Source organism: Simplicispira lacusdiani (assembly GCF_003604195.1).
GTDB lineage: Bacteria > Pseudomonadota > Gammaproteobacteria > Burkholderiales > Burkholderiaceae_C > Simplicispira > Simplicispira lacusdiani.
Window position 1 is genome coordinate 46,488 of the sequence record NZ_QXGR01000005.1, and the last position, 16,311, is coordinate 62,798.

Below are 16,311 nucleotides of genomic sequence, written 5' to 3' on the forward strand. Positions count from 1 at the left end.
GGTCATTCGTCCGCGTCTTTGGCGCGCGAGGAAACCGCCTTGGCGATCAAGGCGTTCATGTCCGCCGCACGCTCCTGCGTCCGGTCGTACACGAAATGCAACGTGGGCACGGTGTGAATGTGCAAGCGCTTGAACAGGCCGTTGCGCAGGTGCCCCGCCGCATGGTTGAGGGCCTCCTGCGTGGCCTGCGGGTCGCCCACGAGCACGCTGAAGAACACCTTGGCATGCGCGTAGTCGGGCGTGACCTCCACGGCCTGCAGCGTGACCATGCCCACGCGCGGGTCCTTCAACTCGCGCGCGATCAGCTCGGTCAGGTCGCGCTGGATCTGGTCCGCGACCTTGAAGCCGCGGTTGGGCGTGGATGACTTCTTCGCTGCCATGGCTTACAGGGTCCGGGCGATTTCCTTGATCTCGAAGAACTCCAGCTGATCACCTTCCTTGATGTCGTTGTAGTTCTTGAGCTTGATACCGCACTCGAAGCCTTCCTTGACTTCCTTGACGTCGTCCTTGAGGCGGCGCACCGACTCGATGTCGCCCGTGTAGACCACGACGTTGTCGCGCAGCAGGCGGAACTTGCAGCCGCGCGTGACCTGGCCGGAGGTGATGTAGGAACCCGCCACCGTGCCGATCTTGGAGGCCACGAACACCGTGCGGATTTCCGCCGTGCCCAGGGCTTCCTCGCGCTGTTCGGGCGCCAGCATGCCGGACATGGCCGCCTTCAACTCGTCCACCGCGTCGTAGATGATGTTGTAGTAGTGGACGCCCACGTCGTTCGACTCGGCCGTCTTGCGCGCGCCGGTATCGGCACGCACGTTGAAGCCGATCACGATGGCCTTGGAGGCAATCGCCAGGTTGATGTCGGACTCGCTGATGCCGCCCACGCCCGCGTACACCAGCTGCACCCGGATCTCGTCGGTCGAGAGCTTGAGCAGCGATGCCGCCAGGGCTTCCTGCGAGCCTTGCACGTCGGCCTTGATGATGATGGGCAGGTACTTGACCTCGCCCGCCGTCATATCGGCGAACACGTTCTCCAGCTTGGCTGCCTGCTGCTTTGCCAGCTTGGTGTTGCGGAACTTGCCGGCACGGTAGGTGGCGATCTCGCGGGCGCGGCGCTCGTCCTGCAGCACCATGAATTCGTCGCCAGCCTGGGGCACTTCGGTCAAGCCCTGGATCTCCACCGGGAGGGAAGGACCCGCCGCCTTGGTGACCCGGCCGTTCTCGTCCAGCATAGCACGCACGCGGCCATAGGTCTGGCCAGCCAACACCACGTCGCCCACCTTGAGCGTGCCGGACTGCACCAGCACCGTGGCCACGGGGCCGCGGCCCTTGTCGAGCTGGGCTTCGATCACCAGGCCCTTGGCCAGGGAATCGACCGGTGCCTTGAGTTCCAGCACTTCGGCCTGCAGCAGCACCTGCTCCAGCAGGTCGTCGATGCCCATGCCGGTCTTGGACGACACCGGAACGAAGGGCGAATCACCGCCGTATTCCTCGGGCACCACTTCCTCGACCACCAGTTCCTGCTTGACGCGGTCGGGGTTGGCATCGGGCTTGTCGGCCTTGGTGATAGCCACCACGATCGGCACCTTGGCCGCCTTGGCGTGCTTGATGGCTTCCTTGGTCTGCGGCATGACGCCGTCGTCGGCCGCCACCACCAGGATCACGATGTCGGTGGCCTGGGCACCACGGGCACGCATGGCCGTGAAGGCCTCGTGGCCCGGGGTATCCAGGAAGGTCACCATGCCGCGCGGCGTGTCCACGTGGTAGGCACCAATGTGCTGCGTGATGCCACCGGCCTCGCCGGATGCCACCTTGGTGCGGCGGATGTAGTCGAGCAGCGAGGTCTTGCCATGGTCCACGTGGCCCATGACGGTGACGACCGGCGCGCGGGGCAGGACTTCGGCCGTCTGCAGCGCGGCTTCTTCGTCGGTGAAGGCCTCGGGATCGTCCAGCGCGGCCACGACGGCCTTGTGGCCCAGTTCCTCGACCACGATCATGGCCGTATCCTGGTCCAGCGGCTGGTTGATGGTGACCATCTGGCCCATCTTCATCAGCGCCTTGATGACCTCGGACGCCTTGATCGACATCTTGTGCGCCAGCTCGGCCACGGTGATGGTCTCGGGCACATGCACTTCAATGATGCGTGCCTCGGCGGTCGATGCGTGGGCATGGTGATCGCCACCACGATCGCGGTCGTTGCCACGGCGGCCGCCGCCCTTGGGGCCGGCTCGCCAGGCGCTACCACGCGCGGCACCGCTGCCGGTGTCGCCACGGGTCTTCATTTCCTTCTTCTTGGCGGCATCGCCAGCCCAGCTGGAGGACAGCTTGGCGGACTTGACTTCCTTGCCGCTACCACCGGCGGGCGCGGCAGGCGCGGCAGCGCCACGCGGCGCAGCGCCGGGCGTGGTGGCGGGCTTGTGCAGCGTGCCCTTCTTGGGCTCGGCAGCGCGCGCAGCGGGCTTGGGTTCCTCGGGCTTCTTGGCCACCAGCACCTTGGCGGGCGCGGACATCATGGAACGGATGGCGGCAGCCTCCTCCAGGGCCTTGCGGCGGCGCTCCTCCAGGTCGCTGGCGCGCGCGCTTTCCTCGGCGGCGCGGGCTCGGGACTCGGCTTCCGCCTTCTCGCGGGCCTCGGCCTGGGCCGCGGCACGGGCGGCGGCCTCGGCGGCCTGCTCGCGGGTGGCTTCCTGCTTGATGGCGGAGGCCTGGGCCTTCTTTTCGGCCTCCTGGGCCGCGTAGGCGGCCGCACGCTCGGCGGCTTCGCGCTCGCGCTGCTCGCGGGCTTCGCGCTCGCGGCGCTTCTCCGCCAGCTCTTCCTCCTGGCGGCGGATCAGCTCGGCCTGGCGGCGCGCCTCTTCCTCGCGGCGGACCAGCTCGGGATTGTGGTCGGGCTCGGGCGCGGCCTCCTCGGCGGCCTGAACCCCAACCCCGACCACGGCGGCCTCGGCGGCCTCGTCGCGCTTGACGAAGGTGCGCTTCTTGCGCACTTCGACCTGGATGGTGCGGGCCTTGCCCGTGGCATCGGCCTGCTTGATCTCGCTGGTGGACTTGGTGACCAGGGTGATCTTCTTGCGATCCCCATGGGCCACGCCATGGCTGGCCTGCAGGTGCGCCAGCAGTTTCTGCTTGTCCGCTTCGGTCAGCGCATCGCTGGATGCGGACTTAACCACGCCCGCTGACTTGAGCTGGTCGAGCAGGACTTCAGGGGTTTTCTTGAGTTCGCTGGCGAACTCGGCGACGGTGTTACTGGACATATTCGGTACGTGCCTCCCTGACCTTACTCTTGCCCCGCGAACCAGTGTTCGCGCGCCTTCATGATCAAGGCCTTGGCTTCTTCTTCGGACTGTCCGGTCAGTTCGGTCAGTTCATCAATGGCCAGATCGGCCAACTCGTCACGCGTGTGCACGCCGCCTTCGGCGAGCTTGCCAATCAGCTCCGGGGTGATGCCTTCGAGGTCGCGCAGATCCTGCGAAACGCTCTCGACAATGTCTTCGCGGGCGATTTCCATGGTCAGCAGCACGTCCTTGGCGCGGGCGCGCAGTTCGTTCACGGTTTCCTCGTCGAAGCTCTCGATTTCGAGCATTTCCTGCAGCGGCACATAAGCCACTTCTTCGAGACTGGTGAAGCCTTCCTCGATCAGGATGTCGGCGATCTCCTGGTCGACGTCGAGCTTCTCCATGAACAGGCGGCGTGCCGCGTCGGTCTCGTCGGCGTGCTTCTGGGCGCTCTCGGCGGCGTCCATGATGTTGATCTTCCAGCCGGTCAGGTCGGACGCCAGGCGCACGTTCTGGCCGCCCCGGCCGATGGCGATGGCCAGGTTTTCCTCGTCCACCACCACGTCCATGGCGTGCTTTTCCTCGTCCACGACGATGGACTGCACGTTCGCCGGCGCCAGCGCGCCAATGACGAACTGCGCCGGGTCCTCGGACCACAGCACGATGTCCACGCGCTCGCCGGCCAGCTCGTTGGTGACGGCATTGACACGCGTTCCGCGCACGCCCACGCAGGTGCCGATGGGGTCCACGCGGCGGTCGTGCGAGAGCACGGCGATCTTGGCGCGGCTGCCCGGGTCGCGGGCGCAGCTCTTGATCTCCAGCAGGCCCTGTTCGATCTCGGGCACCTCATGGCGGAACAGTTCGACCATGAACTCGGGCGCCGAGCGCGAGAGGATGATGGGCGCGCCGCGCAGCGTCAGGTCCACTTCCATGATCATGGCGCGCACACGGTCGCCGCTGCGCAGGTTCTCCTTGGGGATCATCTCGGAGCGGCGCAGGCGGCCTTCGACGCGGCCGGACTCGACAATGATGTCGCCCTTGTCCATGCGCTTGACGGTGCCGGTGAAGATCTTCTCGCCGCGCGACATGAAGTCGTTGAGCAGCATCTCGCGCTCGGCGTCGCGGATCTTCTGCAGGATGACCTGCTTGGCGGCCATGGCGCCGATGCGGCCGATCGGCACGGATTCGATGGCTTCCTCGATGTATTCACCGACCTCGACGTCGGCCACGCGCTCGCGTGCATCCATCAACAGCTCTTCGGCATCGGGGTTCTGCAAGCCGGCGTCGTCGGGCACCACCAGCCAGCGGCGGAAGGTTTCGTAGTTGCCACTGTCGCGATCCACCGAGACGCGGATATCGACCTCGCCCTCGTACAGCTTCTTCGTCGCCTGGGCCAGGGCCGCCTCGACAGCCCCCAGAACCACATCGCGCTCGACGTTCTTCTCGCGCGAAATGGCTTCAACCAACATCAACAATTCGCGATTCATGCAACGACTCTCCTGTTTCAATCACCCCGGAAGCCCTGGCCTTGCGACCCGCTCCCACAACCACTCACCAGCAGCTCAGCCCGGCATCTGCCCGGACTTCGCTCCCCGCCCCTTGAAATCAACGATGGGCGCCAGGCGCGCGTCACGCAGCTCGTCCAGCGTGAAGCCCAGCACCTGCACGGGCGCCGGTGCGCGCTTCTTGCTCACCTTCTGGCCCGGCTTGACCGGCGGCTCATCGCTCCAGACGATCTGCCAGCCACCGGAATCGGCCCGCGAGAGCAGGCCACGGAATTTCTTGCGCAAGGGGCTCACCTGCCCCGCAGCGGCGGCGCCCATGGGCGCCTTGAGCGCGATATCGATCACCGAGCCCTCGAAGCGGATGAAATCCTGCTCGTGGCGCAACGGCCGGTCGATGCCGGGCGACGACACCTCCAGACGCTTGTAGTCCACCCCGTCGACCTCCAGCGCGAACTGCAACTGGCGCGTGACCTTCTCGCAGTCTTCCACGGTGATGAACTGCTCGGGCAGCACGGGCGCACCTTCGGTGGGTGCCTCCCACGGCAAATCGATGGTGATGCGCAGCAGGCCACCGGGGCAGCGCTCTATCTCGACCAGGTCATAGCCCAGGCCGGTCACGGTTTGCTCGACGATTTGCTGCAGTGCCACGTGTTTCAGTTCAATCCCGGAAAAACGAAAAACCCGATAACCTCCCAGAGGCTTCGAGCTCCAAAAGCAAACGACCAAAAAAAACGGGCGGTTGGTACCCGCCCGTTTGGTCGTGAGATCCACATTGTAGCCTCTAACGCCTTGATTTGCAACGACACATCGCCACGAACGTATTCCGGCCAGCCAGACGACCCCGGCCGGTGAGGTTTGGCACGAAAAATGGCTCCAGCGCTCAACCAGAAAGCGCCCGCAGCTATCAAAACCGAAGTATTCGCCTCACGCCCCGCCGTGGGCCGCGCGCACGCGCTCGAACACGGCCTGGGCCTGCGGCCCCGCGCCGGCGCCGCCCTGCGCCGCCCGCAGGCTCTCCAGCAGACGCGACAGCACGCCGGCCTGCGGCAGCAAGGGCCCCAGGAAACGCGCGGTCCGGCCGTCGGCGATCAGCAGCGTGGGAAAGGTTTCCACGTCCAGGTCGCCGGCCAGGTCGGACTCATCCTCGATGTCTACCCAGACGAAGCGCACCCCGGCATGCTCCTGCGCCAGGGCCTCGAAGACCGCGCGGTAGTCACGGCAGGTGCCGCACCATTCGGCGCACAGGCACACGGCCCACCAGCCGCTTTCGGCGGCGGCGGGGGCTGGATCGGGCAACACGGCCGGACGCACCATCGACAACACTCCTCTCAGCGCCGCTCGCGGGCGCGGTAGGCGTCGATGGTACCCACACCCGGGGCCTGGTTGCCCCAGGCATTGCGCACGAAACTCAGCACCGCCGCCACGTCCTCGTCGCCCAGCACCTGCCGGAAGGGAGGCATGCCGTGCGGGCGTGGGTTGCCAGCGGTCGCGGGCAAGTAGCCGCCCTGCAAGACCACGCGCAACAGGTTCGTGGTATCGGCCAACAACACGGCGCGGTTGCCCGCCAGCGGCGGAAAGCCTCCCGGCTCGCCCTGCCCCTGCTCGCCGTGGCATGCGGCGCAATGCCGCTCATAGACCTTCGCGCCGCGCGCCAGCGTGGAACTGGCCACGCCGCCGGCTGGCGGCGCCGTGGACATGCGCTGCGGCAGCGCGCGCAGATAGGCCGCGATGGCGCGCGCATCGGCCAGGCTCAAATACTGGGTGCCGCGAAACACCACCTCGGCCATGGGGCCGCTCACGGCGGCCCCGGGCGCCACGCCGGTGCGCAACAGCGCCACGGCGTCTTCCAGCGGCCACGGTGCCACGCCAGCCTCGGCCGGATCGTCGAGCGCGGGCGCATACCAGCCCTGGCCGGCCATGCGCCCGCCCGCCAGCGCCTGGCCCTTGCGCTCCGCCCCGAGTGCGTTTCGCGGCGTATGGCAGGCCCCGCAATGCCCCAGGCCGTTGACGAGGTAGGCACCCCGGTTCCATTCGGCGCCGCGCGCCGGTTCGGCCGCGAGCGGGCCGGGCCGGAAGTACAGCGCGCGCCAAACCGCCAGGGCCGCCTGGGTGCCAAAGGGAAAGCGCAGCGCATGCGGCACCGGGGGCCGGGCCACGGCGGGCAGGCTGCGCAGGTAGGCGTGCAAGGCGTCGGCATCCTCGCGCGTGACCCGCGTGTAGCTGGTGTACGGAAAGGCCGGGTTCAGCAGCCGGCCATCGCGCGAGCGCCCATGGTGCAGCGCGCGCCAGAAATCATCGGCCGACCAACGCCCCAGGCCCGTGGCCGGGTCGGGCGTGAGATTGCTGCTGTAGACCGTGCCGAACGGGGTTTCGATACCACGCCCACCCGCGTAGGCCGCGCCGCCCGGCGCCGTGTGACAGCCCGCGCAACCGCCCACACGGGCCAGGTAGGCACCGCGTGCCACCTGCTCCGGCGCGGCGGGCGCGGCGAGCGGCGGCGCATCGCCCTGGGCATCGGGCACGCCCCCGGCCGCCACGGCCTGGACGGCAGCCATGGCCAGGGCAAACAGCCACCCCCCGAAGCGCCGCGCGCCCATTCAGCGCCCCGCCGCCACCGGCAGCCCCTCGACCCCGCCGCAGCGCAAGGGCATGGCACCGGGCAGCCGTGCCGCAGGATGGCCATGGCCGGGCACGGGCTGCGCCGCCAGCCAAGCCGACACGGCGGCCACGTCCTGCGGCGCGAGGCGGCGTGCGATGGCGGCCATGCAGTCGGGTGCCTGGGCGCGGCGCTGACCGGTCGCCCAGGCGCCGAGCTGGCTGTTGAGGTAGTCGCGCGGCAACCCCAGCAGGCCGGGGATGGCGGGCGCCACGCCCGTGAGTGCCGCGCCATGGCACTGCACGCAGGCAGGGATTTCGCGCGCCGTGTCGCCGTGCTGCACCAGGGCCCGGCCGCGCTCCAGCACGGCCTGCGGCGCTTGCGACACAGGCGGCGGCGGGTACGGCAGATCAAGCGCGGCGAAGTGCGCGGCCATCTCGCGCAGATACTCCTCGGTGAGGTGCTCGATGAGATGGGCCATGGGCGGATAGCTGCGGCGGCCTTCACGGAAGTTGAGCAATTGGTTGGCCAGGTACCCTGCCGGCTTGCCCGCGATGCGCGGAAAGTAGCCATCGGGCGTGGCCCGGCCCTCGGGACCATGGCACAGGGTACAGGCGCGCACCCGCTGCGCCATGCCGGCATCCGCCCGTGCGGGCGGCGCGGCCAGCGCCATCGCGCACAGGACAGCCATGCCCAGGGCCCGCAGGCGGCATGGCAGACGGCGCAGGCGATCGGTCATCGGGCCATTGTGGCAAGAACGCGATGCACATGTGCCATGCTCGGGCACTCCAGGGGCCCGGTGCGCACGGCGTTCGCCAGATTCGCGTCGGCAGGAAAACGCGCCAGGCCCTGGAGAAAGCCACCGGCACCGGAGTGCGGCCCGGGCGCCTTTCTGGGACATTACGGCATGGGCCACGCACGGAGGACACGCGCCATGGACAAGATCTACGCCTGCATCGACGGCCTGGCCGCCACGGGTGCCACCATCGACTGGGCCGCCTGGGCCGCCCTGCGGCTGGACGCGCCGCTCGAACTGCTGCACGCCCTGCCACGCCCGCCCGAGCCGCCGCATGTGGGCGACTACGGCGGCGCCCTGGGCCTGGGCGCCCAGGAGGTGCTGCTGCAACAGCTGAGCGCCCTGGACGCGCAGCGCGAAAAAATCGCCCAGGAAGCCGGGCACCAGATGCTGAGCGGCGCCAGCGAGCGCGCCCGCGCCGCAGGGGTGGTGCCCACCGCCACGCATCTGCGCCATGGCGCACTGGAAGACCTGGCGGTGGAACTGGAGCCCGAGGCGCGCTTGTTCGTTCTCGGAACGCATTTCCGCGGCAGCTCGCACCAGAGACTCCACCTCGACCACCACGTCGAGCGCGTGATCCGCACCGTCCAACGCCCGGTGCTGGTGGCCACGGCGGAAAAATTCGTGGCACCCGAGCGCTTCGTCATCGCCTACGACGGCAGCGCCACCGCGCGCGAGGCCGTGCGGAGGGTGGCGACCAGCCCCTTGCTGCACGGCCTGCCGGCCCTGCTGGCCATGGCCGGCGACGACACCCCGGCCGCACGCCAGGCGCTGGACGAAGCGCGGCTGCTGCTGCACGGCGCGGGCTTCGCCGCCGAAACCATGCTGCTGCCCGGTGAACCGGAACAGGTGCTGCCCACCCTGCTGAAGTCGCAGGGCGCCGCCCTGCTGGTGATGGGGGCCTACGGCCATTCACGCATCCGCCATCTGATCGTGGGCAGCACCACCACCACGCTGCTGCGGTTGAGTGAAGTGCCGGTGCTGATCCTGCGCTGATACTGGCGCTGACATGGCAGCCGCCATTGAACTATCAAATTGATAGCTACTGGCGCTTACCAGCAAAGGGCCATGGCCAGAAAAAGCATCTAATCCTCCCGCCAAGCCGATCCTGCCCTCAGGGGCGGGCGCTGGCGGGCAACGCCTCCAGTTCGCCCCGCAAGATGGGCAGGAACTTGTCACCTTCCAGGAAACGGACCATTCGCTCGGTGGCGCCGGAGGACGTGAACCGCTCCAGGGCCTGGCGGTCGCCTTCGCTCAGGCTGGCCACGCTGGCGCTCAATTCCGCCAGGGATGACCCTCGCTGGGAGTGCTCCTGGAGTTTCTTTCCGACGGGTGTCTGGTAAAAATCGGCGAGCAAGGCCAGATCGCCGCTCGACATGCCCGCCTCCATCACCCGGGCTATCAGGGCAGTGAATGCCGATTCGGACAGACCGACCAGTTTTTGCACGGCGGCCATGTCCTTGCTGCTGCTACGCCGAACGGAGGCCGGGTCGGCCAGCAAGTTGCGGAGATTGGCCTGCAGGGTCGGCGCCAGCCCCATGGTTTGAACCAGCAAGGCAGCGGGCGACAGGGCCTGCGCCGGTTGCGATGTCTGGGCCGTGGCCATCCCGCAGGCCACCACAAGCGCCGCGGCCAGAATCTTCTTGGTCAATGACATGGTTTCTTTCGTTCAGGGTCAATAGAAGAGCCGCATCGCCAGCGGTATGCCGACCACGCTGCAAAGGGTGGTGACTGCCAGCCAGGAGGCCCAGAACGCAACCGTCGCCACGCTCTTTCGCCCCCACCAGGAAAGCTGGATGGCCAGCGAGCCCGCCAGACCGACGGCGAACGTCCACAAAAAGCGCAGGCCCCAGGTGTTGATGTCCGATGTCGCCTCGGCATGCGACAGCAGGTACAGCGCCACCATGGCAAACCCGAACGTCCAGGCCGCATGCGCCAGGCAGTGCGCCAGGGCGCGGGCGCTGGACGCCGCCGATTGATCGCCTTCCGCTGCCATTCTGCCTTCCGGACTCCTGTGTGTTGCTGAGGCCATGGGCACGTCATAACGGCCCGTGGAAAAGCAGTGTAGGGAGCTCAGGCAGCGCGAATATTGCGCCGCATCAGGAGGCGCATCGAAAGCCGCGCTGCTGAAATCCCGACGCCCGGGGAGGCGGTTCGAAGTTCTTTCAAGGAACCCCATGCGGGCTGCGACACGGGGGGCTCTTGCTCAGCGCCGCGCCTGCTCCGCACCGGGAAACCAGTGCCGCGTGCGGTTGACCAGCGCCACCAGCGACAGCATCACCGGCACCTCCACCAGCACGCCCACCACAGTGGCCAGCGCCGCGCCCGAGTTCAGGCCGAACAGCGAGATCGCCACCGCCACGGCCAGCTCGAAAAAGTTGGACGTGCCGATCAGGCAGGCCGGCCCGGCCACGTTGTGCGGCAGCCTGAGCCAGCGCGCCGCCACCAGGCTGATCGCGAAGATGCCGTAGCTCTGCACGATCAGCGGCACGGCGATGAGCGCGATGACCGCAGGCTGGGCCACGATGGTGCCCGCCTGGAAGCCGAACAGCAGCACCACGGTGGCGATGAGCCCGACGATGGACCAGGGCTTGAGCCGCGCCACGAAGTCGGCCACGGCATGGTCCGAGCGGCGCTGCAGCGCATGCCGCGTGGCCATGCCCGCCGCCAGCGGCAGCACCACATAGAGCACGGTGGAGAGCACCAGCGTTTCCCAGGGCACGGTCACGTTGGTCACGCCCAGCAGGAAGGCGGCAATGGGAGCAAAGGCCACGACCATGATGAGGTCGTTGATGGACACCTGCACCAGCGTGTAGTTGGCGTCGCCTTTCACGAGCTGGCTCCAGACGAACACCATGGCCGTGCAGGGCGCCACGCCCAGCAGGATCATGCCGGCGATGTATTCGCTGGCCGACTTCGGATCGACCCAGGGCGCGAACAGGTACTGGAAGAACAGCACGCCCAGCGCCGCCATGGTGAAGGGCTTGATGAGCCAGTTGACCACCAGCGTGAGCAGCAGGCCGCGCGGCTTCTGGCCCACGCCCTTCACGGCGTTCCAGTCGATCTGGATCATCATCGGGTAGATCATCACCCAGATGAACACGGCCACCACGAGGTTGACATGCGCCAGCTCCAGCCCGGCGATGGCCTGGAAAGCGCCCGGCGCCAGCAGCCCCAGGCCCACGCCCGCCAGGATGCCCAGGCCCACCCACACGGTCAGGTAACGTTCGAACAGCCCCATGTCATGCCCCCGTGGCCGGCAACGCAGCGCCCGCCAGTTGCAGCAGGCGTGGCACGCCCACGGGTTCTTCGCTGAGCAGCGGCACCACGGCATGGCGCGCGGCGTGGCGCGTGGCCACGGCCTCGATCTCGCGCAGCTCGTTGCGGGCGCGCTGGCGCAGCAGCGGCGATGTGGCGCGGGCCGCCGCCACGCTGTTGTTCACCACCCAGGCCCAGGGCTCGATGCCCGCACGCCGCAGGTCGGCCTGCAGGTTGGCCGCCTCCAGCACCGGCGTGGTCTCGGCCAGGGTGGCGATGAGCACCTTGGTCTGCTTCGGGTCTTGCAGCTGCATCATGGGTGTGGTGAAGTGCACGCCCTTGTCGCCCATCTGGCGCACAATGTCGCGGTGGTAGGCGCCGGTGGCGTCCAGCAGCAGCAGCGTGTGGCCGGTAGGCGCGGTGTCCATGACCACGAACTTGCGGCCGGCCTCGCGGATCACGCGCGAAAAGGCCTGGAACACCGCGATCTCTTCCGTACAAGGCGAGCGCAGGTCTTCTTCGAGCAGCGCGCGGCCCGCCGCGTCGAGCCCTGCGCCCTTGCTGGCCAGCACCTGCTGGCGGTAGCGCTCGGTGACTTCGTGCGGGTCGATGCGGCTCACGACCAGATGCTCCAGCGAGCCCGCCAGGGTTTCCTGGAGGTGCGCCGCCGGATCGGAGGTCGTCAAATGCACCTCGTGGCCCCGATGCGCCAGCTCCACGGCCACCGCGGCAGCCAGCGTGGTCTTGCCCACGCCGCCCTTGCCCATGACCATCACCAGCCCATGGCCGTCCTGGGCGATTTCGTCGACCAGCCGGGACAGGCTGGGCGCCTGCAGCACGGGCCCTTCCTCACTGCCACCGCCAGCGCCGGGCGCCGTCGGGGCCGCATCCAACAACTGGCGCAGGGCAGCGATGCCCACCAGGTTGAAGGGTTTGAGCGGCACCTGGTCCAGTGGCAGCACGCGCAAGCCCTCGGGCAGCGCGGCCAGCGCCGCCTGCTCGCGCCGGCACACGGCGGCGGCCAGCGGATCCTGCTCAGCCTCGGCCAAAGGCAGCACGCCGTTGATGACCAGGCACTGCTGGCGCAGACCGATGGCGGCAAGCTCGGCATGGGTGCGCGCGGCCTCGCGCAGCGTGGCGGGCTGGGCGCGCGCCACCAGCACCAGCCGGGTATGGGCCGGGTCGGCCAACGCGTCCACGGCAGCCTTGTAGCGCTCGCGCTGTTTTTCCAGTCCGGCCAGCGGCCCCAGGCACGAGGCATCGCCCTTGCCCGCTTCCAGGAAGCCGCTCCAGGCACCGGGCAACTGCAGCAGCCGGATGGTATGGCCGGTGGGCGCGGTGTCGAACAGGATGTGCTCGTACTGCGCGTGCAGGGCCGTGTCGGTCAGCAGCGCGGTGAATTCGTCGAACGCGGCGATCTCGGTGGTGCAGGCGCCCGAGAGCTGCTCCTCGATGCCCTGGACCACCGCATCCGGCAGCACGCCGCGCACCGGGCCGACGATGCGGTCGCGGTAGCCCTGGGCGGCGGCCTGCGGGTCGATCTCCAGCGCGGCCAGGCCCGACACTTCCGGCACGGGCGTGATGTGGTTGCCGATGGCGATGCCGAACACCTGGCCCACGTTGGAGGCCGGATCGGTGCTCACCAGCAGCACGCGCCGCCCTTGCGCCGCCAGCTGCAGCGCGGTGGCGCAGGCAAGCGAGGTCTTGCCCACGCCCCCCTTGCCGGTGAAGAAAAGGAAGCGCGGAGCTTGGTCGAGAAAGTGCATGGCAGCGTGGGGTGAAGTGGCGACAGCGGAGACAAGCACGCGGCGGTCAGCCGCAGCAACCGCCCGAACAGCAGCTGCCGGCGCTCTCGGCCTTGGCGGTGGCGGGCACGGCCAGGCCAGCCCAGCGCGCCAGGTCGGCGCGCGAGGGGTAGCGGCCCGCCAGCACGATCTGGCCGTCCACCAGGGTCAGGGGCAGCGCCTCCTGCCCTGCGCGCTCCAGAAAAGCCTTGACCGGCGCGCTCTCCGCGAAGGCCATGGGCTGCTGCGCGAGGTTGAAGCGCTCCAGCGCGGCGCCGTTCTGGCGCGCCCAGTCGGCATCGGCCGAGAAGGTGACGAGGTTCTGATCGACATCGGTGCCGCACACACCGCTGCTGCAGCACAGGGCCGGGTCGAAGATCTGGATGGTGGCCATGGGGAAACTCCTGGTTTTCAGTGGGAAGACGAAGACAGGCCGCGCGCGGCGTCCTGCAATTGGCTCTTTTGCAGCTTTTCGGGCGGCAGGCTCATCAGCAATTCGAGGCGGCGGCCGATTTCGTGCAGCGTGCGGCGAAAGGCCTCGCGCTTGGCGGCCTCGGGCGCATCGCCCGCCGAGGGATCGGCATAGCCCCAGTGCGCCGTGGCGGGGTGTCCCGGCCAAATGGGGCACGCCTCGCCCGCCGCGCTGTCGCACACGGTGATGATCAGGTCCATGCTTGGCGCGCCGGGCGCGGCGAATTCGTCCCAGCCCTTGCTGCGCAGGCCCTCGGTGGAAATGCCTGCAGCTTGCAGGACTTCCAGCGCCAGCGGGTGCGGCTGCTGCCCGGGCCGGGGGCTGCTCCCAGTAGACCACGCCTGGAAACGCCGCACGGGGGCCTGGCGGTCCAGGTGGTTGAGCAATGCCTCGGACAGGATGCTGCGGGCGGAGTTGTGGGTGCAGAGGAACAAGACGTTCAGCATGGCTTCAACAGGTGAGGTGGACGGAGAAATGGGGGACCGGCAAGCGGTTGGCGGCGATCAGGCCCGCGCGCACCCGCAGCGCTTCTGGAATGGTTTCATGGCGTGCGCCATCGACTTCCAGCGTGCGGCACTGCGCATCGCCGCCAGCGCCGCCGCCCAATGATGGCGAGCTTTTCATGGGCAATCCGTACAGGCGGCGGCCGCAGGCAGGCCCAGGCAGGCCTCCGGGTGGCCCGCGCAGCATTCGGCGGTGAGGTAGGCCACCAGGTCGCCCATCAGCGCCATGTTGGCGCGGTAGCGCTGGAAGCGCCCCTCCTGCGTGACCGAAAGCAGGCCGGACTGCGTGAGCGCCTTGAGGTGGAAGGAGAGATTGGTCGCGGGCAGACCGAGCGCCGCCGCGATCTCGCCGGCCACCAACCCCAGGGGCGCATGCCTGACCAGCAGACGGAACACATCCAGACGCACGCTGGAGGCCAGCGATTCGAAGACGGCGATGGCGGTATCTTTCTCCATGCTTTAATTATTCAATAATCGTTGAATAATTGCAATATTGAATGGCACCTGCCCCTTCGCGATTCGACCAACCGGGCACGGAGCCAGCCACCACGCCATGGCGGTTGGGCGCGATACGGATACCTGCTTTATTTGCTATCTAATCAATAGCTGCCAGCGCTTTATTGGCGGGCTAGAAGCGTGTTTTTACTCTTGTTCTTGCAAGGGAACGCGCTGGCGCGAACAAACCCCATGGGGGGAACGTGCCCGCGCAGCGCGCGGATTCATTCCCCCTCGCCGGCTTTCTTGCTTTCGTACTGGGCCACGGATTCACTCCAGGCCCGCGTGGACTGCTCGAAGGCCGTGCGGAAACGCAGCACCTGCCATGCCATCCAGGCCAGCAGCAAGCCGACGAAGGCCAGCAGGCCATAGACAACCCCCGGATGGAAGCGCTCGGATTCGATGAGGTCCACGCGCTGCTGCAGCGCGAGGGCGGCGGCATGGTCGCTGGCGGCCTGCATGCGCACCCGGGCCAGCTCCTCTTGCAGTTTGAGGATGCGCAGGGTCTCGGGCTGCGAGGCCGGTGGGGCACTGGCGGCGTCGGCAGCCATGCTGGCGGCGGCCTCGGCTCCCGATGCGGCCGAGGCTGGCGCCTCGGGCGCCGAGGCCGCGCTCGCGGGCATGGACGATGGCGCCAGAGGGGCCGGCTGCGCGGCGGCCGTGCCCGGACGTGGCGCCTGCGACATCACCACCGCCAACGGCTCCATCACCAGGCGGGGCCGGGGCGCGGGCCGGGGCCGGGGCGGCGGGGCCACGGGACGGGATGCCGTCTCCATCGCGGCCGAGGCGGCCGATGCGACCGCCACGGGTTGCGGCGCGGATGCTGGGCGCGCGCGCGGCTCGGCAGGCGCCACCACCGGCCGGCGCGGCGCGGCGGCGCTGGCCGGCTGCGCCGGCTCGGCAGCCACCGTCACGGATGGACGGGCCGCGGCGGCGGCCACCCGCGCCACGGCCGGCTCACCTCCGCCCGCTCCTGGCGCGGCCACGCGTTCGGGCATGGCGGGCGGCGCGGGCTGCGGCTCCCAGGGAATGGCCACAGGCGCCGTCGAGGGCAGCACGGTGTCGGGCAGATCGGCCAGGAACGTGTAGGTGCGGGTGATCTTGCCCGCGCAACCGACCGACAGGGCCACGGTCAGCACGGGCTCGTCGGCCAGCATCGAGGTCTGCACACGCACGGCCGGCACCTGGCCCGGCGCCTGCGGCAGTGGGACGACGCGCACCTGGCCTCGGCCCACCGGGTTTTCGCCAGACACCAGGTCGGCGGCCAGGCAGGAGGACTCCAGGTCCATGCCCGGGTCCAGCTGGACGTCGAAAACCAGGTCCACCGGGCGGCCCAGCAGCACACGCCCATGCGCGCTTCCCAAGGAAAGCGCGGCCGCATCGCCAGCGGCCAAACCCCAAACCAGGACCAACCATGCGTTACGAGGATTCACGATTTTTTCCCGTGGTTTCAGTTCATTCTGGCACCAAAGGGTGACCAAGCGAAAGAGTTTCTCGACAGCCGATGGCTATCGTAGGAATCCCCCATGTCGATCGCCCGCCACATCGCTGAATGTCGTAAGCTCTTCGGAGTCCGGACGATCGCTGGACTGTGCCGCCTGCTGCCCCGCTCCGACCTGCCAAGCGCGCC

The 16,311-nt window shown here is 68.6% G+C and carries 17 protein-coding genes; 1 reads left to right on the forward strand and 16 read right to left on the reverse strand.

What is annotated here, in order from left to right:
- Positions 1-2: 2 nt before the first annotated feature.
- The 7 genes from rbfA to D8S75_RS08105 form a co-directional block, all read right to left on the reverse strand.
- On the reverse strand, positions 3-380 hold the full coding sequence (rbfA, locus tag D8S75_RS08075; protein WP_119965719.1) for a 30S ribosome-binding factor RbfA: 378 nt from the start codon (positions 378-380) through the stop codon (positions 3-5).
- A gap of 3 nt (positions 381-383) precedes the next feature.
- Entirely contained in the window at positions 384-3,251 is a 2,868-nt protein-coding gene (gene infB / locus D8S75_RS08080; RefSeq protein WP_119965720.1) for a translation initiation factor IF-2, read from the reverse strand.
- 23 nt (positions 3,252-3,274) lie between these two features.
- Positions 3,275-4,759, reverse strand: coding sequence for a transcription termination factor NusA (nusA, locus tag D8S75_RS08085; protein WP_119965721.1), 1,485 nt, complete (start codon positions 4,757-4,759; stop codon positions 3,275-3,277).
- Positions 4,760-4,834: 75 nt separating this feature from the next.
- The gene (gene rimP / locus D8S75_RS08090) at positions 4,835-5,425 is read right to left on the reverse strand and encodes a ribosome maturation factor RimP (RefSeq protein WP_119965723.1); all 591 of its coding nucleotides are present in this window, start codon (positions 5,423-5,425) and stop codon (positions 4,835-4,837) included.
- A 276-nt stretch (positions 5,426-5,701) separates the two neighbouring features.
- Complete coding sequence (locus D8S75_RS08095; RefSeq protein WP_119965725.1) at positions 5,702-6,091, reverse strand: thioredoxin family protein; 390 nt, start codon at positions 6,089-6,091, stop codon at positions 5,702-5,704.
- Positions 6,092-6,105: 14 nt separating this feature from the next.
- On the reverse strand, positions 6,106-7,332 hold the full coding sequence (locus D8S75_RS08100; protein ID WP_232828977.1) for a c-type cytochrome: 1,227 nt from the start codon (positions 7,330-7,332) through the stop codon (positions 6,106-6,108).
- Between the two features lie 42 nt (positions 7,333-7,374).
- Entirely contained in the window at positions 7,375-8,112 is a 738-nt protein-coding gene (locus D8S75_RS08105; RefSeq protein WP_370807484.1) for a c-type cytochrome, read from the reverse strand.
- A 195-nt stretch (positions 8,113-8,307) separates the two neighbouring features.
- Here D8S75_RS08105 and D8S75_RS08110 point away from each other — a divergent pair, with 195 nt between their 5' ends.
- A complete protein-coding gene (locus D8S75_RS08110; RefSeq protein WP_119965729.1) occupies positions 8,308-9,165 on the forward strand; it encodes a universal stress protein in 858 nt (285 codons plus the stop codon).
- A 118-nt stretch (positions 9,166-9,283) separates the two neighbouring features.
- Here D8S75_RS08110 and D8S75_RS08115 read toward each other — a convergent pair whose 3' ends face one another.
- The 9 genes from D8S75_RS08115 to D8S75_RS08155 all read right to left on the reverse strand — a co-directional run bounded on the left by D8S75_RS08115 (position 9,284) and on the right by D8S75_RS08155 (position 16,045).
- Positions 9,284-9,826: a DUF2059 domain-containing protein gene (locus tag D8S75_RS08115; protein ID WP_119965731.1), complete on the reverse strand. Its 543-nt coding sequence runs from the start codon at positions 9,824-9,826 to the stop codon at positions 9,284-9,286.
- 18 nt (positions 9,827-9,844) lie between these two features.
- Complete coding sequence (locus D8S75_RS08120; protein WP_119965732.1) at positions 9,845-10,165, reverse strand: hypothetical protein; 321 nt, start codon at positions 10,163-10,165, stop codon at positions 9,845-9,847.
- 210 nt (positions 10,166-10,375) lie between these two features.
- Positions 10,376-11,410, reverse strand: coding sequence for an ACR3 family arsenite efflux transporter (gene arsB, locus D8S75_RS08125; protein WP_119965734.1), 1,035 nt, complete (start codon positions 11,408-11,410; stop codon positions 10,376-10,378).
- Position 11,411: 1 nt separating this feature from the next.
- Positions 11,412-13,193 (reverse strand): arsenical pump-driving ATPase, encoded by a 1,782-nt coding sequence (gene arsA / locus D8S75_RS08130; RefSeq protein ID WP_119965735.1) that lies wholly within the window; start codon positions 13,191-13,193, stop codon positions 11,412-11,414.
- 46 nt (positions 13,194-13,239) lie between these two features.
- Entirely contained in the window at positions 13,240-13,605 is a 366-nt protein-coding gene (gene arsD / locus D8S75_RS08135; RefSeq protein WP_119965737.1) for an arsenite efflux transporter metallochaperone ArsD, read from the reverse strand.
- A 17-nt stretch (positions 13,606-13,622) separates the two neighbouring features.
- Positions 13,623-14,129, reverse strand: coding sequence for an arsenate reductase ArsC (locus D8S75_RS08140; RefSeq protein ID WP_119965738.1), 507 nt, complete (start codon positions 14,127-14,129; stop codon positions 13,623-13,625).
- Between the two features lie 4 nt (positions 14,130-14,133).
- Positions 14,134-14,307, reverse strand: coding sequence for a DUF2703 domain-containing protein (locus tag D8S75_RS08145; RefSeq protein WP_232828978.1), 174 nt, complete (start codon positions 14,305-14,307; stop codon positions 14,134-14,136).
- Entirely contained in the window at positions 14,304-14,642 is a 339-nt protein-coding gene (locus D8S75_RS08150; protein WP_119965740.1) for an ArsR/SmtB family transcription factor, read from the reverse strand. The genes D8S75_RS08145 and D8S75_RS08150 overlap by 4 nt, the downstream gene beginning before the upstream one ends.
- A gap of 263 nt (positions 14,643-14,905) precedes the next feature.
- The gene (locus D8S75_RS08155) at positions 14,906-16,045 is read right to left on the reverse strand and encodes a hypothetical protein (RefSeq protein ID WP_157982617.1); all 1,140 of its coding nucleotides are present in this window, start codon (positions 16,043-16,045) and stop codon (positions 14,906-14,908) included.
- Positions 16,046-16,311 lie beyond the last annotated feature (266 nt).